This is a genomic window from Nostoc sp. DedQUE02, from assembly GCF_034531035.1.
Classification (GTDB): Bacteria; Cyanobacteriota; Cyanobacteriia; order Cyanobacteriales; family Nostocaceae; genus Nostoc.
This window is the reverse complement of record NZ_JAVRBY020000002.1, coordinates 150,743-173,795: the sequence shown is the minus strand read 5'-3', so window position 1 is coordinate 173,795 and position 23,053 is coordinate 150,743. Positions and strand designations below refer to the sequence as shown.

The following is a 23,053-nucleotide window of genomic DNA, read 5'->3' as shown; positions in this document are numbered from 1 at the left end:
ATTCTGAATCTTTCTTTATTCAGCGATTAAGTTAGCGATCGCATCTACTAATTCGGCTGGTTCTACTGGTTTGGCAAGATGCTTTTGAAATCCGGCTGCAAGTACCTGTTTGGCGTTCATTTCTCCAGCATAGGCGGTAAGTGCGATCGCTCGAATTTGTCCTCCCTGCTCTACTGGCAGCATTCTTAACTGTCGCATGAACATACATCCATCCACTTCTGGCATTCCAATATCGCTTAAAAGTATATCTGGTAAGGATTGGGCTAAAGTCGCTAGAGCTTCATTTGCCGATGTTACTGCTGTCACATTTGCCCCATACTGCTCTAGCAAAAAGGCAATAAATTCTCGCGTATCTGTATCATCATCCACTACTAAAATTTTGACACCATTCAAATTTGAGGATGGCTCAGAGTTGTTACTGTCTTGTTTAATCTCTAATTGATTTTGGATTAACGGTAATCTCACAGTAAAAGTTGCCCCCCGATCTTCGCCTTTACTTTCTACCTGGACTGTCCCGCCATGCAGTTCGACTAAGTGACGAACGATCGCTAATCCTAACCCCAATCCACCAAATTTTCTGGTGGTGCTGCTGTTCTCTTGGCGAAAATATTCAAACACATAAGGCAGAAAATCAGGATCGATGCCTTTTCCAGTGTCGCTGACGATAATTTGAGCATAAAGCGGGGAGTGGTTTGGTATTTCTTTACTCCCTACTTGTTCGAGCCGAATATCAACCCGTCCGCCTTCTGGTGTAAACTTAACTGCATTTGAGAGCAGGTTCCAAACGATTTGCTGCAATCGGCTGGAGTCTCCCAAAACTTGTCCCAAATTTGGTTCCAGGCTGATGTGCATTTCAATTGACTTCGCTTCTGCCGACAGCCGCACTGTCTCCATTGCTGCCGAAATCACAGATGTCAGATCGACTGGGTAGATATTCAGGCTAAGTTTACCTTGTAAAATCCGAGAGATATCCAGTAAGTCTTCAATCAGTTGAGCCTGTAACTTAGCATTTCGCTCAATAGTCTTTAGCGCTTGAGGAATTGTCTTTTCATCAAGTTTTTTGGTTTGGAGTAGCTTTGCCCATCCTAAAATTGGGTTGAGTGGCGATCGCAATTCATGAGAAAGTACTGCCAGAAACTCGTCTTTAATCCGGTTGGCGTTTTCTGCTGCTTCTCGTGCAGTTTGCTCTGATTGTTGACATTGCTGCGCTTCTGTGTATAGTCGGGCATTCTCAACAGCGATCGCTGCCCGGCCAGCCAACTCCTCAGCTAACATCAGGCTTTTGGTGTTGTAGCGACGACCTGAAGAAGATACCAAAGTCATAGCTCCCAACACCCGTCCCCGAACTATCAGGGGTACACTTATACCAGATGTCGGATTTAGTTCTTGCAAGATTTTGAGGTGACTGGCGTTGTGGGTTAACCCTTGCATCTGTTCATCAGAAACAAAATGAGTAATTTGTGATTTCCCTGTGCGTATTACCTCAGCAATACCTTTTGTTTGTGCCAAATCAGGCGGATAATTTTGTAACTGTTCTACCAATTCTTGTTTCTCTAGATTGGCATGGGCTGCTGCAACTCGGTGAACTGATTGATTGTCACAAATAATATCAACTAAGCACCAATCAGCTATTTCCGGCACTGCCAAACGTGCCAAACCTACTAAGGTTGTTTCGTAATCCAATGATCTAGCTAAAATCCCACTAGCCTCAGCGATAAAACGCTGCTCTTCTTCCACCTGCTTGCGCTTAGTAATATCTCGCGAAGACGCTTGCATTTCTAGAATTTCTTGAGTTTGGCGATCGCGGATAGCTCGAATAGTTGCTTCCAACCAGATATAATGTCCCTGTTGGTGACGCGCCCGGTGAGTAATAGTATAAATATCTGGTAAATCGGCATTGACTGGGTAATTTCTCGCAATCTCTACCAAATCATCAGGGTGAACTAACTCATAGCTGGGATGACCGATTAGTTCCTCTGGTTGATATCCCAGCACTGTGTAGCAAGCTGGTGAAACGTAGAGAAGAATTCCATCTACTGAATGGCGTGAAATAATATCAGTTGAATTCTCAGCCAGCAGCCGAAAACACGCCTCACTGTCGCGCAATTTTACCTCAGCCTGCTTGCGTTCGGTTATATCGACGCACATTCCCACCCATTCGCGGATTTCGCCTCTTTCATCAAGTATTGGCACACCGCGTATATTCATATAACGGTATTCGCCGTCGTGCCGCAGAACACGATACTCGGCAACTGCAACGCTACGTGTAGGAAATACCTGTTTCCAAATTTCCACCATCGCAGAACGATCTTCTGGATGTAGTGCTTCAACCCAACCCCAGCCTTTGTATTGTTCGGGACTTTGCCCTGTAAAAGCCTGCCAAGTTGGAATATCATCAACAACGTTGCCCCAAGGCGCTGCCCTCCAGACAATGGATGCGCTTGCCTCTGCCAGTGAACGGTAGCGTGCTTCACTATCGCGCAACGCAGCTTGGTGTTCGCTCAAATATTGCTGTAAATTACTAACTTCTTGAGCTTTCAGATTATCACTCATTTTGAAAAGTATTTGGCTAAAAGCGACTTACCGGGTTCTCCCATCTGCTGTAGTAGTTCTTTAATTTGTTTCATAGCCAGTGGCGAAGGTTGTGTCCGTCCGTTTTCCCATCGGTTTATAGTGTGGAACGAAACCCCTAACATCGTTGCCAGTTTTACCTGTGTGAGTTTGAGGTACTGCCGAGTCTCCCGAACCAACTGTGCAATCCTTTGTTGTTCGATTGCAGGCATAAGCTAAATATATTTTGATTTTTTTAGCAGATATTGCAATATAGCAGCTGCTATAACTTAGACTGCACCTATCTAAGGTATTGAGGCAGCCTATCAAGATGGGTAGATTTCCGATTCACCTTGAAAGGGCTAATACCGCAAGGCGGAATTAAAAATTAAAAATTAAAAATGAATACAGCGTAAGTGTTTCATTAATTGGGAATTGGTGGTTTATTTACGCCGTCTTGTACTAGGTTGTAGAGGTTGTAAGTTGGAGATTATGTACTACATCAACTATTATGCAAGCTATTTAAGCTAGTAATAGAATTGTTTCAATCTAGGAGATGAGAATATGAAGGTTTGGCTTGCCTGCTTTTTGGTGCTGTTTGCTTTGGCGGAACTGTTTGACTGGTTACAAGAATTTAATCTGCCATTACCTATCTATATTTTGGGTGGCGCTTTTTTAGCTGTTGCTTCTAACTATGATAAAATTGTTGGCTCTTATTTTGCTGATTCCAGCATTGAAGCATCACTGGAACAACCTCAGTTAGATTCACTAACTCCATCTACCAATCCTATTTCTTTCCCAATTGCCAGTTCTGTTGAAGATACTCAAACATCTCAAACAGATAACTAGCACTTGTCTGATTCTCTAGTTGACGCTGTGCGTAAGCTTGCTTTCAAAGTAGGAATACGCCAAAGTCTCTAACTAGCAAGTAAATTGCTACATTAATAGAAGCTCAGGTTAACTAGCTTTTAACTTAGATTCCGAAAATTAACTTCTGCGCCTGCAACATCTACCCAATTCAGGCTACCGCCCCAACGCCGTGATTAGTGGACTATTAGAAAAACTCCGTGTCCCCTTTGTCAAAGTTCAGGATTCTCATGAAACTTCCAAGAGCAAAAGCTGGCTGCAAATTATTTTTGTTACCAGTGTAGGAGTTACTGCCTTTATTTGGGGAGTTCGAGAACTCACTTGGTTACAGCCTTGGGAGTTAAGAGTTTATGACCAGATGTTGCGATCGCGTCCACCAGAAGCACCCGATCGGCGGATTTTACTAGTAAAAATCACTGATGAGGATCTTAAACGAGAGAAATGGACTTTATCACCTCGGACAATCAATCGGCTATTAAAGAAAATAGAGTCTTATCAACCGCGAATTATTGGTTTATATCTTTTTCAACCAGAAGACAATAATTTGGTAGCTAATTTCCCAAATCAAGATAACATTATCAGCACTTGTTTGTTCAGCAGCTTAGGTAGAGATGAAATTCCACCGCCGTCGAATGTCCCTATAGATAATGTTGGGTTTAGCGATGTGGTTGCTGACAAGGAAAACGATCAAGTTCTCCGCCGCAGTTTGTTATTTGCTAAATCTATAGATAAAAAATGTACAACATCATTTGCATTTGGTGCCCAAATAGCAATTAATTATCTAGAAAAACAAGGGATTGAATACGATTTTACCAAAAAAGGAGATTTTCTATTAGGTAAAACCCTGTTTTTGCGTTTACGAGCTAATTCTGGTGGCTACCAACATCTGGATGCAGATGGCTATCAAATATTATTAAATTACCGTCACCCCAACAGTCTCGCCAACCAAGTAACCCTAAAAGATGTTCTTAGTGGTCGAGTTAACCCCAGTTTATTTAAAGATCGTCTGGTAATTATTGGCACGACAGCAGCTAATCTTCCTCCAGGTGGTTTTTATACGCCTTACAGTGCTTTGCCAGATCAACCGCCCAGGATGCCTGCTCTGTTTATTCATGCACAGATAGCAAGTCAACTCATCAGTACAGTATTGGATGGGCGATCGCTAATTTGGTATTGGCCAAACTGGGCGGAACTTATTTGGATATGGGGCTGGTCGCTATTAGGCAGTGTTTTAGCATGGCGGTGGCAAAATCCACTGTTTTTGCTAGTGGCGGTAACGATAGCTCTATTGGGCTTAGTACTAATCTGCGTTGCTTTATTTTTGCAAGCTGGATGGGTGCCGTTAATCCCTTCTGCCCTTGCTTTGGTGATTAGTAGTATCTGTGTGATTGCTTATACTAGCTACCAAAATCAACAGCAAACTCAGGTGATTATTCTGCAAGTTGAAAAACAACAAGAGGCGATCGCCCAATTAAATGTACTCTTAGAAGATAAAACAGCAATTCCCGACTCGTCTGTTGATTTTTTTCCCCCAATTGATTCACGAGAAACAAAATCAGGCGATTTGCTTTTGGGTGGACGCTACAAAATCTCTCAAACTCTCGGTGCTGGTGGATTTGGTCGGACTTATTTAGCACAGGATACTCAACGACCGGGTAATCCTACTTGTGTAGTTAAAAAGTTAATGCCAGCCCGTCAAGATACACGATTTTTGCAAGTTGCTCGCAGGTTGTTTAATAGTGAAGCTGAAATTTTAGAATCTTTGGGTAAACATCATCAAATTCCCGAACTACTTGCTTATTTTGAAGATGATCAAGAATTTTATTTAATTCAACAATATATTGAGGGACATACCCTCAGTGAAGAATTACCACCTGTGCAGAATGTGCAGAATGAATCATTTGTAATCGAAATGCTCAAAGAAGTTTTAGAAGTTCTAGAATTTGTTCACCAGCATCGAGTGATTCATCGTGATATCAAACCGACTAATATTATTAGATCGGCTCAAGATAATCGGCTGGTATTGATTGACTTTGGGGCTGTGAAATTGATGCAACCGCCGAGTAGTGAGCAAACAGAACTAGAGACAGTAGCCATCGGGACGCGGGGTTATGCACCTCCAGAACAATTTGCCGGTCATCCCCGTTTATGCAGTGACATTTACGCTTTAGGAATCATTGCTATTCAAGCCATAACTGGCATACCACCGCAAGAATTACACCCAGATATAGAAACGGGTAATATTATGTGGCGGCAAACGGTGCAAGTAAGTGAAGAATTAGCGGCAATTTTAGATAAAATGGTTTGTTATCATTTTAGCGATCGCTATCAATCTGCCACCGCAGTTTTACAAGATTTGAAACGTTTTTCAACTAATTAAACATCGGAACTTCTCGGTTAAGCACTTTTAACTCGGAATCGGGTTTGGGTAAAGGGTAAAGGGTAAAGGTTAAAGGTTTTTTCTTTACCCTTACCCCTTCCCCTTTCCCCCAAAACCCAAGAACTATTGGGACATGCATCAATCCACTTATTTTGCCCCCAAAGCTTTTAAAGTTGCTACCTCTGCTTCAGTCAACCCTGTCACTTCAGTAATAATCATCCCTTCATACGGGCGGGCGGGTCTGAAATGCCAACATTGCTCCGTAGTAATATCCCAACAGTTGATTGTTTCATCCAGGCTACTGCTGAGAAGAGTTTGCTCGTCTGGACTCAAACTGAGCGACCATATCCAATTTTGGTGATTCTCTAGTGTAGTAAGACAGTCTCCAGTAGCCATCTGCCAAATTTTGATCGTGCGATCGCTACTACCGCTAATCATGCGACTACCATCGGCGGTGAACAGGATACAAACAATTTGCCCGGTATGTCCTTGGAATATCCGATGACAACTTCTGCTGTGAATGTCCCACAGTTTAATTGTCTGCTCATCACCGCCAGTGGCAACGTATTGACCATCTGGACTGACAACAACTGCCCAAACACGGTTGGAATCTGCCTCCCAAGTATTCAAACAGATGCCTGTTTTAACATCCCACTGTTTAACTATTTTTTCATGGCCACTACTGAAGAGAGTTTTGCCATCTTGGTTAAAAGCGATCGCTAGCACAGATCCGGGATGTCCCTGCAAGGTTTGCCAACATTCGCCAGAATGCACATCCCAAATTTTGATTGTATGGTCGTGGCTGGCACTAGCAAGTAAATTACTGTCTGGACTGAAAGCAACTGCCCAGATCCAACTCCCGTGACCGTGCAAAGTATTCAGACATTTTCCTGTATGGGGACTCCAAAGTTTAATAGTACGGTCGGCGCTGCCACTGGCGAGAAATTGTCTGTTGGGACTAAAGGCAACAGAGAAGACCCGATTGCTGTGTCCGTGAAGTACGCGAAAAGGCTGGAGGCCAACCTTTAACTGTTGCGGGGCATTGAGGTTGATATCCCAGAGTTTGATTGTCTGGTCTTCATGACCGCTCACAAGAAGGTTTTGCTGGCAACTGTAGGCGATGCCATAAATCGCATTTCTATGTCCTTGGATGGTTTTGGTACACTGGCCAGTCGAAACTTCCCAGACTCTAGCGGTATGGTCATCCCCACCACTAGCGATTAAGCGTCCTTGGGGATGAAAAGCAATTGACCAAATCCGGTTTGTATGCTTTTTTAAAGTATCCAGACATTTTCCGGTATGTATATCCCAAATCTTCACAGTTTGGTCATAGCTGCTACTTGCCACTTGATCTTCTTTGGGGCTGAATGCTACTGATGTGACAAATCCTGTATGTCCTGGCAACGTCATCACACACATCCACACCCCAGTCCGCAGATCCCAAAGTTTCACTGTTTGATCAAAACTGCCACTAACTAACCTTTGCCCTTCTGGACTAAATGCGATCGCTTTTACCCAATGCTGATGTCCCTCAAGGGTTTGTACGCAGCATCCAGTTTCTAGATTCCACAACTTGATTGTGTTATCTTCACCAGCTGTTGCTAGGGTTTTTCCTGTGGGATGAAACGCGACACTCCACACACAACTGCCATGTTCTAGAGTTTGCACGCATTCTGCTGTTGTCATATCCCAAATTTTAACTGTGCGATCGTCGCTAGCACTGGCCAGAAATTGTCCATCAGGACTAAAAGCCAAGGCTATAACGATGCTGGTGTGTCCATACAGAGTTTTAAAATATTTTCCTGTGGTAGTGTCCCAAAGTTTGATAGTGTGATCTTGACCGCAACTCGCTAAGACCGGATGCACAGGGCTAAAGACAACACTCCACACCCAACTGTTATGTTCTTTACAGCTAAAGAGTTGTTTTCCGTTGTTGGCATCCCAAATATAAATTTCACCGTTGGAATCACTGGTAGCAAGACAACACCCATCTGGACTAAAGACAACGCTAGTAATACCGCTAAAGGTTGCAGCAAAAACACATTCTCGAAATGTTGTTTGGGTAAAGTTAACTTGATGTAAGTTGAGCGATGCCTGGGTTGGGCTACGCCTACGCAAATCGCAGTCACGAATGTTGAGACGAGAAAAATCATACCCGGTCAAATCGGTTTCTAATTGAACCAACAAATTCAGCAAGTTGCCGCCACCATATCCAACTGGATCTACAATTTCATCTTGCAATTTATTAATCAGTCTGCCAAGTTTATGCTCAAGCTGACGAGTAGAACCAAGGGTTATTTGCAGTTGCTCTAAGATCGGCCGCACAATCAGGTGAATTTGACTATCGCGGATATAGTCTTTTGCCTCGGCTTTCATCAAGGCATGACTCAGAAGATATCGCGGCGATTCCGTGACAATTTCCTGACAGACTTGCTCAATCAAACAATCTGTTAAGTATTCCATGACGACGGGTTGCTGTGTGAATCCGCCTGTGTTATTTTCAATCAAGCTACGCCAGGATAAGGACTCTAGAACTTCTATTAATTTAGGTTTAGATATTGGTGCTGCCAGATTGGTTTGCAATTCTATCGCAGAAACGCTTTCTCGATGAATCGCTAGCCAGTACATGACTTGTTGCTCCAACGCAGAGAGTCGTTGGAATTGCTGCTTTATGAGATTGCCAATACCATTAAAGACCGTTGTCCCTTCGCTAAAAAAGCGGGAAATGCTGCCTTTATACAAGTCCCGAATTGAAGTTGCAGCAATTTTCAACGCTAAAGGATTACCACGGTAACATTTAATTAGTTGGTGGGTTTCGTTGTTTGTACTTAATAGCCCTTTGAGGGAGAGAATTGTTTCTCCGGCTGCAACTTCTAATCCTGATAGAGCAAGAGTCCGAACTGGCAAACCCTCACCTTCTAAAGCAGCGATTTGGGTAGGCTTTTCCCGACTGGTGAGCAGAATACAGCTTTGATGTTGAGTTTCTCCTAATCGCCACAAAAGTTCACCGTAGGATTCATAACCCTCACGGTAACAACCTGTCTGCTTGCCATGTTGCAGCAGCGTGTCAAAATTATCCAAAATCAGTAAGCAGCGAAATTTCCGAAGGTACTCGATTAAACAGGTGATTTGCTCGTGAGGGTCAGAGGGCAATGCGATCGCTTGTTGACAAGAAAGTATTTTGATAAATTCAGTTAGCTTGTCAGAGAAAAAAGGTGCGTGCCGGAGCGATCGCCAAATGACATACTGAAATTCTCCCTGCAATTGTTCTGCTAACTTCACCGAAAGCGCGGTTTTACCCATGCCACCCATGCCTAACAATGTGACTACACGAGTGCAATCGCCCACAATCCATTGGCTGAGGGTTTCTAATTCAGTAGTACGTCCGTAGAATTGGGAAACGTCAATTGCTTCCCCCCAGCTCGTGGAGGGTTGAAAGTTTAAAGAAGCGTTTGTATCCTTTTGGCGCTGTGCGGTTCGCTTCAGTACTCCGTGCAGGTTATTTTTGGTAACTTTTTCATCTAAAACTTGAGAGAGCGATCGCCATAGTTGCGAACCAACATCTTTGATGTGTCCGGGGTCATAAGTGACATCTCGCGCCATTTCTAGGTAAGTTTTCCCTTCCCAAGTGTGGCGAAATACAAGCTCTTGGGCTTTTGTTAAGCGTCCTCGTTCTAATAATTGCTCAACGAGTGCGATCGCTTCATCAACCGTCATTTATTCGGTAGTAATACAGGCTAACTACAATATTCCCACGCTCGACTTGATTTTTTCCAAAAATTTACGTAAATCTCCCAAAAAGACCTGACTTTTTCCCGACCTTTTCCGACCGACAAACTTTATACCAGCCCGTTAAAGTATTTGGAAGATCAGAGCGATCGAAAAATCTAACCAATAATAAGGACAAAGACATGACTTTTTACTATTACGGTTCAAGTGCAAATAACTAGGGAACTAGAGGCATTTAAGCTGACTTAATTAGGATGTTAAATCTACCTTGCATAACAAGGTATAAATTTTTGTGGATTCTACAATGATTATCCAAAAAAACCTCCATCAAGTTGTCATTGTTTTTGTATTGATTGCATCGATAACAACGGGGTGTCGTTCAACTGATGAATACAAAAAACTTGCTAATGCAGGAAGTCAGTATACCAATGCAGTTGATAAATTACTTGATACTGCAAGCAATATCCGCATTGATACTACTTCCGAGCAACTATTAGGCAATGACCGAATTCTCAATCAAACAATAGAGGATTATCAAAAACTTGCCCAAGTTGACGAAGAGCGTCTAGAAATACTTGGGAAATTACGCAAACATAACAAGTTATTAGGCGATTATTTTCGACTGCTCAACGAACTTGCTTCTTCTGATGCACCCACACGCGCCCAAGGAGAAATTGCTGGAGTAGTTGATAATCTCAACAATATTGGAAAACAACTGCAAGGCAGCGATTTAATTACAAATTCCGGTCTTGTCCAAGGAGTTACCAATCTTGTAGTTTCATCACAAATTCGTGGAGCATTACGCGATGAGCTAGAAAAACGCAATCGTACAATCATGCTTGAATTAACAATCCAAAAGGAAATGTTAAAAGCTCTCGGAGATTCAATTGCACAAGATGTCAAACTTATTCGTATAGCCAGAGAAGAACGTTTTGTTATCCGTCCACTAATTCAAGATACAGCAATTTCTGATGCAGATACATGGATTGAAACGCGACGGAATTTATTAATAATGGAAGCAAGAGGAAAAGAACTCAATGAAGCAAGCAAAACATTAAGTAACTTTCAAAAAGTATTTCAAGATTTTGTTGAAGGCAAATTAAGCCTTGCTAGACTTAATGCTTTTTTACAAGACGTTGATGCTTTCCTGCAACTTGTGGAAGCGGATAAAAAACCAAAGTAGATATTTACATAATAGGAGAATTACCATGACATACAGCAACCAAACAATTACATTTGAACAGCTTCCAACAATTGATAAATTTCGTGAAGAAGTTATTAATAAACTCCGTGACTGCGAACTGAAACTTTATTCAGCAGAAATTCAAAACAAGTTTGAACAGCAAACCGATACTGCAAAAAAACGAAAATTCATTGATGAACGGATCGATTTATCAGTATTGCGTGTTAAACTCGAAAGCGCAACTTTAGAAAAAATTGCTGCACGGCTTAAGTGCCTTGAAGAAGATTTGAATGACGGATTAGAAGCATTAGCAAAATCCATTGATAATGTACAAAATACTGTAGATATTTTAACCACAATCAAAAATGTTACAGGACTTGTTGCACGTATTCTCGTAATTATTTAATTATCTTTCTGAGCTTGAGGTAAAACTAATGCCTTCTTCAACTGATACAAACCAGTCAACAGACAGAATAATTATTTCTCAACTGGATATCAATACTTATCCTAAAGGTTTTGATGCAGAAATGGCTCGAAAACTGGCAGAGCTAACGCAGTATGCATATAATCAGTTCGATTTATTTGAACTCAAAAATAACTCACAAATATTTAACTTGAAGGAGCCGTTTCTACTACACACTGAATTTGCAGAAAATGGTGTTCCTTTTGGATATGTTGCCTCTGAAGCTGATCCTGGTAATATATATGTAATTTTTCGTGGCACTAGACGCTTTCTTGAATGGTTCAAGGATGTGAATATTCAGCTTGTTTCTTTCAAAGATAGTACTAATATAAATCATGAAAGAGTAGACATCAAGGATAAAATTGCAGAAGGTCTTGTGCAAGAAAACCAAGGTTCAATTATTATCCCAAACATTGATAATAATTTTGGGTTTGTAACAGCAGGTTTTAGAGGTGTTTATGTAAGTTTACGGCAGAAACTTATTGATGCACTTAATGAAAAGTGGGAGAAGTCGCAGAATGCTAAAATATTTGTCACGGGACACAGTTTAGGTGGAGCGCTAGCAACATTAGCAATTCCAGATATTCTGAAAAACACCAATTTTAAAAATCCTGAAAACGTTGCACTCTACACTTTTGCTAGCCCTCGATGTGGGAATAGACAATTTGCCGCAAGTTTTGAAGCTTTAAAGGTTCGGCACTGGCGAATTGCAAACACGGAAGATTTTGTAACTATGTTGCCATTTCCAACGGGAAACGTTATAAAACCAGCACCATCTAATGAAGAACCAGAAGGAGAACTTGGAATTGGTGGAGTAACTGGAGTAGACAAAAATCCAAATCCAGTTTTTGGCTTCTTTAAAGCAATGTATGACAGGAATAAAAGAAGGATGCCAGACTACGTGCATACTGGTACGCCCGTTTACTTTACCATTCATGAAGCTGCTTTAGAGAAGCATCATAACCTAAATGAGGTGTACATGATTGGAATTTCACAAAATCCTATTCTTGTAACAGAGAGCGTAGTTAATAAAGGCGTTGAAAAAATTAAAGATTAATGACTTGCCGCAGCAGCCAAACTATTTGGTTTGTAAGAATTGCAATCCGCAGGTTCCCGACTTCTTAAAGAAATCGGGGATCTGGTGTCAATAGGGTTCGGTTAAGATCCCCCCGCCTACGGCGACCCCCTTTTTAAGGGGGTAAATAGGAGGAAAAGCCCCCCTTTTTTAAGGGGGATCTCCGAGAGCTAAATATACTAACTGAACCGTATTGGATCTGGTGTCAAATTATGAAAGTAATTAAAACTTTAACTTTCAATAACATCTTCAAAAAGCCGATCACTATAGAAATCGCCCGTGAGTTTTTCCTAGCTTTCAGTATAAAAAAAATCGCCCCCTGAATTCAGGAGGCGCATCACCAAGGTGGTGTAGAGACGCAAGATTTTGCGTCTCTAGTTTTAACTAGCAACGTATTCTTTAACATTGGCACGACGGCGACGCAGATGAGCCAAAGCTTGATGCTCTAACTGACGAACGCGTTCGCGGCTGAGATTCAATCTCTCACCTACTTTCGCCAATGACATTTCGTTACCATCTTCTAAACCAAAGCGTAAAGCTACAACTTCTCGCTGTTGTGGGGTTAGTTCTGCTAGCAGGTTGTTCAAGTCTTGGCGTAAGAATTCCTGGTTGGTGTAATACTCTGGTGATGGGCCACTATCTTCGAGCATTTCTTGCAACTCAGTATCCTGATTATCGCCAACTTTAACATCCAAAGAAACTGGTTGACGCGCCATGTTCAGGTACTCGCGGATTTGAGTAGGTTCTAGTTCCAGTTCTTTGGCAATTTCGGCTGGAGTCGGCGATCGCCCCAAGGTTTGAGCTAACTCGCGTTGCACTTTTTTGATTTTGTTCAGTTTCTCGGTAATATGGATCGGTAAGCGGATTGTACGACCTTGTTGGGCGATCGCACGGGTAATCGCTTGGCGAATCCACCAGTAGGCGTAAGTCGAGAACTTATAACCCCTCATTGGGTCAAATTTCTCCACACCCCGCTCTAATCCTAGTGTTCCTTCCTGAATTAAATCCAGAAACTCCATATTCCGCTTTTGATATTTTTTAGCAATAGCAACGACTAAGCGTAAATTCGCTTCAATCATTTTTTGCTTTGCTCGCTTACCTTGCGCCACCGTTTGTTGCACATCGGTTTCCGATTGTTTAACGTGAGCGGCCCACTCTGATATCTCTGGTTCGCGTTGCAGCTTTTTCGCCAAAGCTTCTTTGGCATCGATAAGCGCCATCATTTGTTGCACCTGCTTCCCAAAGACAATTTCTTGTTCACGGGTTAGCAGTGGTACACGACCAATTTCTCGCAGATAGGTTCGCACCATATCGGCCGTGAATTTGGTGTTGAGGTTTTCCGTTTGGGTATTGACAGTAGGCATTGGTGCGATGTCCTCTACTCCGTAATTAAAATGTATGTTTTCTTACTAATGGGAAAAAGTAGTACATCTATCACGAGATATCGGGAGCTATCAAAAGTAATTATCAATTGATATAGACTTTCTTAAGATGTAAACTCCCAATGATAGGTTCCCCTACCTTCCCTAAATTTTTAATTTTTTATAAGCACGCTGGTTATTTTCGATAATTCTTCTTTTGGGCAGCTACTGAATAGTGACTGGCAAATCCGAAGTCGGTATGAGTTTTACTTAACTTTATAATACGATAAATCAGGCAGATAGTAAAGTATCTTAAGATAAAACCTCTAATTATAATTGAAAATTGTCCATTTGCAAAAAAAAATTAAATCTCCTTGAAATTACTGACTATATCTATAGTGACTCCAAAAACCCCTCCTCTGTTGCCAAAAACTAGCCGGATAACCGAACTTAATTTGCTGTGACAATGGAGGGATGTTACGAATTGGGGATGGGGCATTGGTTAAGAGTCATCAATAAGCCAAACAAAAATGACCAATACAACTCTTAAAGAGGCTGTACCAACGGCAACACGGTAATTGAGCGCAGTCGAACTCAGTATAAATGACCAATGACAAATGACAAATAACTATTTAAAAACCAAGGTCAGCTTTGGCTAGTTCAGCAGCTGCGAATACTTCCGCGTCAGGTTTTTCTTCCCAGGCTGGCTCACCAATTTCTTCGTAAAAAGTTGCGTCGTAAGGTCGGGTACGTACTACTACTGGCATCGGAACAGCATGACCCAATATTAAAGCTTGTTGCTTTGAGTCTAACTTTGCCAATACAGATCGCAGTCCGCCACCACCAGATACACCCGTAAAAATCGCGTCAATGTCTTTTTCATCATTCAGCAAAGCGGTAATTCGAGTCCCAATCTGGGACATGACTTCATTATCAATACCCGATGGACGTTGATCAACTACCAAAAGTGTGACGAAATACTTTCGCAGTTCCCTGGCGATAGTCCCAAAGATAGTACTTTGGACGATGGCCGGGTCAAGGAAACGGTGCGCTTCTTCAATGGTAATCATCAATGGCGTGGGGCGATCGTTCGGATTTTTGCTTTGCAGAAATTTATCTGCTTTTTTGACGTAATGCTCGTGAATACGTCGGGTGATCATATTCGTCACCAACATATAAGAGAGCATATTAGACTGGGAACCAAATTCTATCACAACATTCTTCCCAGCTTCCAGACATTGGACAATTTTACTAATGTAATTCTGGGGGCAAACTGCTCGCATATACTTCAAGCTATCCATCCGCAAGAGTTTACGCTGCAATGCCATAATCGAGCCTTTGTGTCCGCGCTTCTCCTCGCAGAACATCTCGATTTCTTCGTTAGTCATATTCAGCAACTGGACAATCCAAGACTTGCCAAACTCGCTATAGAGGATATTAGCGTTATCCAAGGCTGCATCAGAGAGTCCTAAATCTCGGCTACATAACTTAATATCTTCAACTTCTATTTGCTCATAACTCAAATAAAGTTCTTGAGCATCACGTACACCCCGGCGCTTTGTCGATTCCGGGTCGAGGGTGTAAACTTCGACTTTACTGGGAAAAAGTTGCTTTAATCCCTTAACTGTATTGACGTTCTTCCCTTCTGCAACGGCTTCCCAGCCATACTCAGAGTGCATATCAAAAATCAAATTGACTGCCGCATTTTTACGAATAACGCCAGCTAAAAGTAAGCGAGTTAGAAAAGATTTCCCAGTACCAGATTTCCCAAAAACCCCATTACTCCGTTCCACAAAACGGTTTAAATCGATGCAAACGGGCACATCCATATCCAAAGGTTTGCCGATGGAAAAATTGCGCCTTTGGGGGTCATCTTCCCAACCAAATACCCGGCGAAAATCATCAACACTTGCATCGTAAACTTGGCTAAAGTGGCTAGGAATAGTTTTAACAGGCAACAATTCCATTGTCGTGCTGGTTTGTGGCACAAATGAAGCCAAACCCGTCACCGATGGGAGGAAAGGATTTGTTGATTTGCCATTTGTTGGGGAGAAAGATTCTTCAGATTCGGGAGTGAACATCAACATCGGCGCAAGGTTGATAGTACCGTAAGTGCCACTTCCGGCTAAAACATCTCGTAAAAAAGTGTCTTCCCAACTGGGGGGATTAGCAATAATTCGGGCATTAGCAGCACCCAATGCTACATCTGTCAGCATACAAAAAAAGCGCGATCGCATCCCTTGCACAACAAGAAACTTACCCACACGCATATCTTCTACAGAAATGTCAGGATGCAATCGTACTTCTAAACCTTCAGTTAGAGAACCTTGAATGACCGAACCTAATGGCTGTGCGGAATTCATCTGATTAGTCATTTGTCATTTGTCATTTGTCATTGGTCATTGGTCACTTGTACTGAGCGTAGTCGAAGTATTGGTCATTTGTTTTTCTTCTCCATACCTCATCCCCTATGCCCAATTTCCTATGCTCAATTACCTAATCAATCTGAATCGAGGTTGGCGTACTTCCGGTTGATGGAGTGGTGCTAATTAACGGTTTGCGGAATTGGGCGTAAAGGCGATCGCGCCAGGTAAAGAATGGTTCATAATCTATATTCTCGGCAAAGATTGGTAATCCTTTACCTCTAATAGAAGCTGGTAAATCCAGATATGGGCCAGAGGGAAACTTGAGCAATATCGATAAGCCAGCCACCGCTAAGTCAGCTAAAGTCGGCTCATCTCCTGTTAAATAAGGACTATCTGCCAGTAATAAAGTTAAGGCTTCCAAGTCTTGTTTTAAGGATGCGATCGCTGACTGTATCACATCTGGACTATAACCTACGCCAAAACCTAACACTGTCAGTAAGTCAGTAGGTACTCCTTGAACCAGACTTTTAAATATATCTGGTGTTGAGGTGGGTAATAAAGACTTACGGAAATTTTGGTCTTGACTTACGGCAGCAAATAGTGCTTTGCGACCTTTAATGCCTATGGATTCATCCGCCCATTCTTCTATTAATAAAGTCAAACCCCGTTTTTTGGGATCTTGCGGTATTATTGGGCGATCGGGATACTCTAAGTCTAAATACTTAGCTATTTCCGTAGAATCCGCAATATATTTATTACGATCCTTTAATACCGGGACTTGTCTTTGACCAGTCAGCCGGAATAGTTCTACCTGTCCAATCCCAGGCGTAACCTCGATTTTGCGGTAATCTAGTCCTTTAAAATCTAGAATTAGGCGCACTTTCTCTGAGTATTGAGAGAGTTCCCATTGGTATAATTCCAGCATTTGTTGTATACCTTTTAACTGGTCAACTTCTTAACTTTACAATTGTATCTTTAGTTTAAGTAATTTTTGTTGGTATGTCTATTTAATTGACATTAGGGTTTAACTGATGCCTGATTTTTGGCAAAATTCTCGATTAAAAAAATATTTCTAATTGATTAGAATTTGAACTTTGCATGACTAGAAGTCGCGCGATTTCAGCTTCAACGATATCTGTCTGAATTACATCAAATAACTAAATAATTTAATTCTGTATATTATATTATAAATAAACTTAAATGCTTAATTGTGAATTTTTCAGCCATTACTTTCATTTCTATGATTGTTGTTTTACTACTTTGCTTGAAGGTTTTTAGTGAGTTAAGACGGTCTTCTCGCTTCGCGCAGCGTCTTGTAGAGAGCGTTTGGGGTTTATTCCATAAGCGACTAACTCCCTAACACATCAATTTAAACTTGAAAGACCACTAAGCTAAGATATTTAGGTACTTAATTTTTGTACTTTTGCTGAGTCATGAATGTTGGAATTTCGTCATCACAGCCTTCTTCTCTATAATATTCAGAATTTTTGAATCAACTATTAATTTAAGTACAACTTTGTATATAAATTAGCTATTCTAAGTCAAACATTTCTCCGAGATGATTGTAACTCATAAGTTGTAGATGTGAGATTTTCATATTTCCTTAGAGTTGACGCTAGACCAAGTAGAGCTTTTTAACTATTTTTGGTGCGAATAAGAAAATTTACTCAATTTACATAGAATTTATGCTAAATATATTTTATACTTGTCAACGTAAGGAAAAGTAACATATTTTACCTTAGCAGTACAAACTCTTCTAGAGAAAAATCTTACTTCCCTCTTCGGTTAGATTTTGTGCATAGCAAAATGTTATAAATCTTTATGTAATGTGTGGACAAAAAAACAAAATTTATGAAGACAAATTACAGCAAATTGCTGACCACGTTGGCAGGCATAGCGGGATTTACTAGTTTCAGCGTCCTCATTACTTTACCATCTGATGCGAAATCGGCACTAAATCCTAACCCCAGTATTTTTAACGAAGCCCCCTATAACCAGGGTCAACGCCTTCAAGCAGAGGCTCAATACACACCTACTGAGGCCGCTTCTGCAACAGAAAAAGGCAATACCAAAAGCAAACCAGTAGCACAGAATAGTGGTGGAAGATTAAATCCCAAACCAAGTATTTTCAGCGAGCCTCCCTATAATCGTGGTGGTGGTAGTGCTGCACCTACTGAATCTGCACCTTCTACCCCAAGTACTACACCGGTAACTAAACCTACCACACCATCAGGGCCAGGAGCAAGCGACAATCAGGGCAAAAACTTGTTAGCGTTGGCAGAGTCAAACGCTTCCTTTACCACGTTAACCAAGGCTTTGAAAGCAGCAGGATTAACCGGAACCTTGCAAGGCAAAGATAACTTAACTATTTTTGCACCCACTGATGCAGCTTTTGCTAAGTTGCCGCAAGATGCTTTACAAGAATTGTTAAAACCAGACAATAAAGAAGTATTGATCAAAATCCTAACTTACCATGTAGTATCTGGTAAGGTATTGTCTACTGATTTGAAGTCTGGCGAAGTTAAAAGCCTTGAAGGCGGCACAATCAACGTTAAGGTTGATCCTACTACTGGTGTAACTGTCAATGATGCTAAAGTGACACAGGCAGATATCACAGGCACTAACGGTGTAATCCACGCAATTGATCAGGTGATTTTGCCTCCTGACTTGTAGTTTTGTGGTATCAGTACAACAGGTAACATAACTAGGTTGGCATAAATATTAATATGTAAAAATTCCGTTCAGATGTTAATTTTGGACGGTTTTTTTGTAAGAAAGGTGGGTTGACTTCACTTCCATTCCTCATCGCTTGTTGAACTAAATACTCTGTCTTGCATTCGTAGGTTTACCAAAAGCGTAAATAGGGAAGAGGCAATAGGCAATAGGGAAGAAGTCTCTTTGAGTTGTACTGAATTTTTTCAGAAATCAAATATTATTCCTATAATTAGCGGTGAGTATTTTTACTGTTGCCAATGAGTTATGCAATATCCGACATATTCATGCCACACATCCACCTTTTCTGCTTGTTTGCGTGCAGTTTTCATACCTAGAGAATGCACAAATGCGTAGCTGTAAGGCTTGTCGTCAGACATCGCACTATTGCAGAAAACTGCATAATTAACGAATATTCGCTTGTTTATCATCCAAAGGTGCAATTCTATTAGATACTCAAATAATCTATAGCGAATTGCACCCAATGACGATCAAATACGGATTACACAAATGTTTGCAGTTCGGATTGGCAGGGTTGCTGGGCTGCTTAAGTGTAAGTCTCTTCACTAGCAAAATCCAGGCACAGCAAAGCAATATCGTGCCTGATAACACACTTGGCGCTGAGTCATCTCAAGTTATAGGCAATTTTCAGGGACTACCTATAGAAGTAATTACAGGTGGTGCAACTCGCCAAATCAATCTGTTTCACAGCTTTCAAGAATTTAATATCAACGAGGGACGGGGCGCTTATTTCTTCAGTCCCAGCGCAGACATTCAGAATATTTTGGCACGGGTGACAGGTAATAACCCTTCAGAAATTTTGGGAACACTCGGCACATTTGGTAATTCTAGCCCGAATTTATTCTTGATAAATCCCAATGGCATTGTGTTTGGGAAAAACGCCAGTTTAGATGTACAGGGTTCATTTGTGGGGACAACTGCAAACGGAATTCAGTTTGGTAATCAAGGGGTTTTTAGTGCGACAAATCCGCAAGCCGTGCCATTGTTGACGATTAATCCTTCAGTATTGCTGTTTAATCAAATTAAAGCAAGTGGGGGAATAATCAATCAATCCCAAGCACCCGCAGGGACAAATCTCATTGGAGAAGATGTTACGGGTTTGCAAGTTGCTGATGGTAAAAGTTTGCTGCTGGTTGGTGGAAATATCAATATAGATGGCGGAAGTGTTCACGCTTATGGGGGGAATATTGAGTTAGCAGGTTTGGCTGCACCGGGAAATGTGGGGTTGAATATTGCGGGTGATAATCTGAGTTTAGTTATACCTGAAGATGTGGAACGCGCCGATGTTTCGCTGAGTAATGGTGCAGAAGTTAATGTTCGCGGTGCGGGTGGCGGTAATATCACAATTCAGGCTCGGAATGTCAATTTAGCAGGGCAAAGTATACTAAGAGCAGGAATAGATACAGGCTTAGGTACTCCAAATAGTAAGGGTGGAGATATTACTATTAATGCTACAGGAGATACAACGTTAATAGATGGAAGTGCGATCGCTAACGTAGTGCAAGAAAGAGCATTTGGTAAAGCTGGCGATATTAACATTGCAACTGGGACATTGACGTTACAAAATGCTGGACAAATTAATGCTAATCTCTACGGACAAGGCAATGCAGGAAATGTAAATATCAATGCTCAAGGTGATGTTACTGTTACAGGTCAAAAAGATGATTTAGTTAGTAGAATTAGCAATCTTGTATTTACAGGAGCAACAGGCAACAGTGGTAATATCAACATCAAATCTAGTTCTTTTACACTAAGTAATGATGCTAGCCTCAGTACTAGTATTTTCGGACAAGGGAATGGTGGTAATATATCGATTCAAACATCAGATGCTGTTGAACTTGCCCGTGGTTTAATATTTACCAACATTGAATCTGGGGGTGTGGGTAATGGTGGTGAAATTAACATTACTGCGGGTTCACTTTCTTTGACAGATAGTTCGCAGATTCAATCGCAGGTAGAAGGTTTTGACAATCAGCTACCAGGAGGACGCGGAAATGCAGGTAATATAAATATCAACGTCCAAGGTAATATCAGTTTTCGTAACTCAACACTAGGGGAATCTAGTGGAATCGTTTCCGAAGTAGTTGAGGGTGCAATAGGTAATGGTGCAAACGTTACTATTAATACCAATTCCTTTGAAATAAATGATGGTTCGGTAATTGAAAGTAGCACTAGAGGAAAAGGGAATTCTGGTAATATCATCATTAATGCTCGTAATAATATTTCGTTAGATGGTAGAAGTGGTAATATTTTTAGCCATATTATTAATGCTGTGCAAGCCACTGCTGAAGGTAACGCAGGTAATATTCAAATTACAACAGGTACGTTGAAAGCTAGCAATGGAGCCTTTATTAGTAGTAGTAGCTTTGGTAAAGGAAATGCCGGAAATATCAGCATTAATGCTCTTGATAATATAGATTTCGATAATGATAGTTTTGTTAATACTAATGTGTACAATCAGGGAGTAAGTGACGGAGAAAATATTTACCTTAATAAAGGAGGTAATATTGAGATCACAACAGGGTCACTTTCTGTTAAGAATAGCGCCCGAATATCTAGCGTTACTACTGGAGGCGCAAATGCAGGAAATATCACTATTAATGCTCGCGATACAGTAACTTCTGATGGTGGGGGAAATGATTTATTTACTGGCGTAAGCACTTCTGGGCTAGATAATAGCACGGGTAACGCTGGAAATATCCGCATCAACGCCGGAGGATTATTTATAAAAAATGGTGCTACACTTAGCGCTTTTAGTAGTGGTCAAGGTAATGCTGGTAATATCTTTATCGATACGCGCGATGCCGTTACCTTTGACGGAACCAATAGTAACAATTCTTTAACTGGGGCAATTAGCTCTGCTATTGGAAGCGGGAATGGTGGAAATATCCAAGTTAAAACAGGAGGAACGCTGACGTTAAGAAATGGCGGTGTAATTTTCACCGATGCAAACCGGAATGCTGGAAATATAAATATTGATACCAACGATGCTGTGATTATTGATGGTATTAGTGGCACTTTTAGTTATTTGTCTGCTGGAGGTGTTGGTAAAGGCGGGAATATCGAAATAACAACCAACTCCTTAACACTAAGCAATGGTGGACAACTTAGTGCTAGCAGTTTCGGTAAAGGTAATGCAGGTGACATTATAGTTAATGCTGGCGATGCTATTGGCATTGATGGTGTCAGTAGTAATGGAAGAAGCGGTGTTTTTACTAGCTTGCAAGGTGAAGCTGAAGGAAATGGAGGCAATATTAACCTGACAACAAGTTCTTTATTTTTAACCAACGGTGGAAGAGTCAGTGGTAGTACTTTTTCTATAGGAAATGGAGGTAATATTACCATTGATGCACGCGATCGCATTTTCATCGATGGTGTTAGTACCACAGGTTATGCTAGCGGTCTTTTTAGTACAGTCAATCAAGACGCAGTAGGCAATGCAGGTAATATTAACCTGACAACAGATTCTTTATTTTTAAATCGCGGGGGAATCAGTTCAAGCAGCTTTGGGCAAGGAAAAGCCGGAGATATTAATATTAATTCTGGTTCCACAGCACTTGATAACCAAGCAGCTATTGCAGCAATAACTAATTCTGGTGATGGGGGAAATATTAATTTAACTGCTAGCGATCGCTTATTATTACGTAACGGTAGCCAAATTTCGACCACCGCAGGTACAGCGCAATCAGGTGGCGATGGTGGTAACATCGATATCGATTCCAGATTTATCATCGCCATCCCCAAAGAAAACAGCGATATCGCAGCCAATGCCTTCACAGGGACAGGTGGCAAAGTCGAAATCAATTCTCAAGGTGTTTTTGGTATCGAGTCACGCACAAAGCCAACCGAGAAAAGTGATATTACCGCCAGTTCTGAACTTGGCGTTTCAGGCGTAATCAACATTAACGCACCCGATACCAGTACCATCCTAAACAGCTTCACCGAATTATCCCCCGTCATCGACGCCAACGCACTCATCGCCAATAGTTGCATTTCACGCGGCACAAAGCGGCAAGAAAACTCTTTTACTATTACAGGTTCCGGTGCTTTGACTACTAATCGTCCTGGGGTTTTGGTTTCTAACTACACAACAGGTGAGGTGAGAGGTGTCGAAACTACATCCCATTCCTGGAAAAAAGGCGATCCGATTATCGAACCTACTGGTGTATATCGGCTGAATAATGGGCAGTTGCTATTGAGTCGAGAATGTTCTAATTAATGTTACACATCCAGCTTTTATGCTGGTTTATGTGCATTATTGATACCAATAGAATACACGAATTGCAGAAAACTGCATAATTAACGAATATTCGCTTGTTTATCACCCAAAGGTGCAGTTCTATTAG

General features: G+C 41.3%; 14 protein-coding genes. 7 read left to right on the top strand and 7 right to left on the bottom strand.

Translation table 11 applies throughout. From position 1 onward, the window contains the following. Positions 1-15: 15 nt before the first annotated feature. Positions 16-2,553 carry a PAS domain S-box protein gene (locus RMX98_RS03225; RefSeq protein ID WP_322678239.1) on the bottom strand — a complete coding sequence of 846 codons (2,538 nt, stop codon included), beginning with the start codon at positions 2,551-2,553 and terminating at the stop codon, positions 16-18. Next, on the bottom strand, positions 2,550-2,783 hold the full coding sequence (locus RMX98_RS03220) for a helix-turn-helix transcriptional regulator (RefSeq protein WP_322678238.1): 234 nt from the start codon (positions 2,781-2,783) through the stop codon (positions 2,550-2,552). The genes RMX98_RS03225 and RMX98_RS03220 overlap by 4 nt, the downstream gene beginning before the upstream one ends. A gap of 331 nt (positions 2,784-3,114) precedes the next feature. On the opposite strand from RMX98_RS03220, the gene RMX98_RS03215 reads away from it, so the two are divergent. Next, the gene (locus RMX98_RS03215; protein WP_322678237.1) at positions 3,115-3,399 is read left to right on the top strand and encodes a hypothetical protein; all 285 of its coding nucleotides are present in this window, start codon (positions 3,115-3,117) and stop codon (positions 3,397-3,399) included. A 190-nt stretch (positions 3,400-3,589) separates the two neighbouring features. Beyond that, on the top strand, positions 3,590-5,797 hold the full coding sequence (locus RMX98_RS03210; RefSeq protein WP_322678236.1) for a CHASE2 domain-containing serine/threonine-protein kinase: 2,208 nt from the start codon (positions 3,590-3,592) through the stop codon (positions 5,795-5,797). 147 nt (positions 5,798-5,944) lie between these two features. On the opposite strand, the gene RMX98_RS03205 is transcribed toward RMX98_RS03210, so the two are convergent. Next, positions 5,945-9,514 (bottom strand): NB-ARC domain-containing protein, encoded by a 3,570-nt coding sequence (locus tag RMX98_RS03205; RefSeq protein ID WP_322678235.1) that lies wholly within the window; start codon positions 9,512-9,514, stop codon positions 5,945-5,947. 316 nt (positions 9,515-9,830) lie between these two features. Here RMX98_RS03205 and RMX98_RS03200 point away from each other — a divergent pair, with 316 nt between their 5' ends. From RMX98_RS03200 to RMX98_RS03190, 3 genes are read left to right on the top strand one after another with little or no spacing between them, the layout of a single operon-like run. Continuing rightward, the gene (locus RMX98_RS03200) at positions 9,831-10,709 is read left to right on the top strand and encodes a hypothetical protein (protein WP_322678234.1); all 879 of its coding nucleotides are present in this window, start codon (positions 9,831-9,833) and stop codon (positions 10,707-10,709) included. 25 nt (positions 10,710-10,734) lie between these two features. Beyond that, complete coding sequence (locus RMX98_RS03195) at positions 10,735-11,115, top strand: hypothetical protein (protein ID WP_322678233.1); 381 nt, start codon at positions 10,735-10,737, stop codon at positions 11,113-11,115. A gap of 28 nt (positions 11,116-11,143) precedes the next feature. Next, entirely contained in the window at positions 11,144-12,229 is a 1,086-nt protein-coding gene (locus RMX98_RS03190; protein WP_322678232.1) for a lipase family protein, read from the top strand. Positions 12,230-12,627: 398 nt separating this feature from the next. On the opposite strand, the gene RMX98_RS03185 is transcribed toward RMX98_RS03190, so the two are convergent. The 3 genes from RMX98_RS03185 to RMX98_RS03175 all read right to left on the bottom strand — a co-directional run bounded on the left by RMX98_RS03185 (position 12,628) and on the right by RMX98_RS03175 (position 16,899). Further along, positions 12,628-13,611, bottom strand: coding sequence for an RNA polymerase sigma factor, RpoD/SigA family (locus RMX98_RS03185; protein WP_322678231.1), 984 nt, complete (start codon positions 13,609-13,611; stop codon positions 12,628-12,630). Positions 13,612-14,240: 629 nt separating this feature from the next. Further along, positions 14,241-15,971 carry an ATP-binding protein gene (locus RMX98_RS03180; protein ID WP_322678264.1) on the bottom strand — a complete coding sequence of 577 codons (1,731 nt, stop codon included), beginning with the start codon at positions 15,969-15,971 and terminating at the stop codon, positions 14,241-14,243. 133 nt (positions 15,972-16,104) lie between these two features. Beyond that, positions 16,105-16,899 carry a glutathione S-transferase family protein gene (locus tag RMX98_RS03175; protein ID WP_322678230.1) on the bottom strand — a complete coding sequence of 265 codons (795 nt, stop codon included), beginning with the start codon at positions 16,897-16,899 and terminating at the stop codon, positions 16,105-16,107. 926 nt (positions 16,900-17,825) lie between these two features. Between RMX98_RS03175 and RMX98_RS03170 the strand changes: the two genes are divergently transcribed. Continuing rightward, the gene (locus RMX98_RS03170) at positions 17,826-18,647 is read left to right on the top strand and encodes a fasciclin domain-containing protein (protein WP_322678229.1); all 822 of its coding nucleotides are present in this window, start codon (positions 17,826-17,828) and stop codon (positions 18,645-18,647) included. A 287-nt stretch (positions 18,648-18,934) separates the two neighbouring features. Here the strand turns inward: RMX98_RS03170 and RMX98_RS03165 are convergent, their stop codons facing one another. After that, the gene (locus RMX98_RS03165; protein WP_322678228.1) at positions 18,935-19,066 is read right to left on the bottom strand and encodes a hypothetical protein; all 132 of its coding nucleotides are present in this window, start codon (positions 19,064-19,066) and stop codon (positions 18,935-18,937) included. A 104-nt stretch (positions 19,067-19,170) separates the two neighbouring features. Here RMX98_RS03165 and RMX98_RS03160 point away from each other — a divergent pair, with 104 nt between their 5' ends. Beyond that, on the top strand, positions 19,171-22,926 hold the full coding sequence (locus tag RMX98_RS03160; RefSeq protein WP_322678227.1) for an S-layer family protein: 3,756 nt from the start codon (positions 19,171-19,173) through the stop codon (positions 22,924-22,926). Positions 22,927-23,053: the final 127 nt, after the last annotated feature.

Excerpts from the sequence above, each read along its gene's own strand:
- RMX98_RS03225 (WP_322678239.1), bottom strand. The coding sequence starts at position 2,553 with ATGAGTGATAATCTGAAAGCTCAAGAAGTTAGTAATTTACAGCAATAT.
- RMX98_RS03220 (WP_322678238.1), bottom strand. The coding sequence starts at position 2,783 with ATGCCTGCAATCGAACAACAAAGGATTGCACAGTTGGTTCGGGAGACT.
- RMX98_RS03215 (WP_322678237.1), top strand. The coding sequence starts at position 3,115 with ATGAAGGTTTGGCTTGCCTGCTTTTTGGTGCTGTTTGCTTTGGCGGAA.
- RMX98_RS03205 (WP_322678235.1), bottom strand. The coding sequence starts at position 9,514 with ATGACGGTTGATGAAGCGATCGCACTCGTTGAGCAATTATTAGAACGA.
- RMX98_RS03200 (WP_322678234.1), top strand. The coding sequence starts at position 9,831 with ATGATTATCCAAAAAAACCTCCATCAAGTTGTCATTGTTTTTGTATTG.
- RMX98_RS03195 (WP_322678233.1), top strand. The coding sequence starts at position 10,735 with ATGACATACAGCAACCAAACAATTACATTTGAACAGCTTCCAACAATT.
- RMX98_RS03190 (WP_322678232.1), top strand. The coding sequence starts at position 11,144 with ATGCCTTCTTCAACTGATACAAACCAGTCAACAGACAGAATAATTATT.
- RMX98_RS03185 (WP_322678231.1), bottom strand. The coding sequence starts at position 13,611 with ATGCCTACTGTCAATACCCAAACGGAAAACCTCAACACCAAATTCACG.
- RMX98_RS03180 (WP_322678264.1), bottom strand. The coding sequence starts at position 15,971 with ATGAATTCCGCACAGCCATTAGGTTCGGTCATTCAAGGTTCTCTAACT.
- RMX98_RS03175 (WP_322678230.1), bottom strand. The coding sequence starts at position 16,899 with ATGCTGGAATTATACCAATGGGAACTCTCTCAATACTCAGAGAAAGTG.
- RMX98_RS03170 (WP_322678229.1), top strand. The coding sequence starts at position 17,826 with ATGAAGACAAATTACAGCAAATTGCTGACCACGTTGGCAGGCATAGCG.
- RMX98_RS03165 (WP_322678228.1), bottom strand. The coding sequence starts at position 19,066 with ATGTCTGACGACAAGCCTTACAGCTACGCATTTGTGCATTCTCTAGGT.
- RMX98_RS03160 (WP_322678227.1), top strand. The coding sequence starts at position 19,171 with ATGACGATCAAATACGGATTACACAAATGTTTGCAGTTCGGATTGGCA.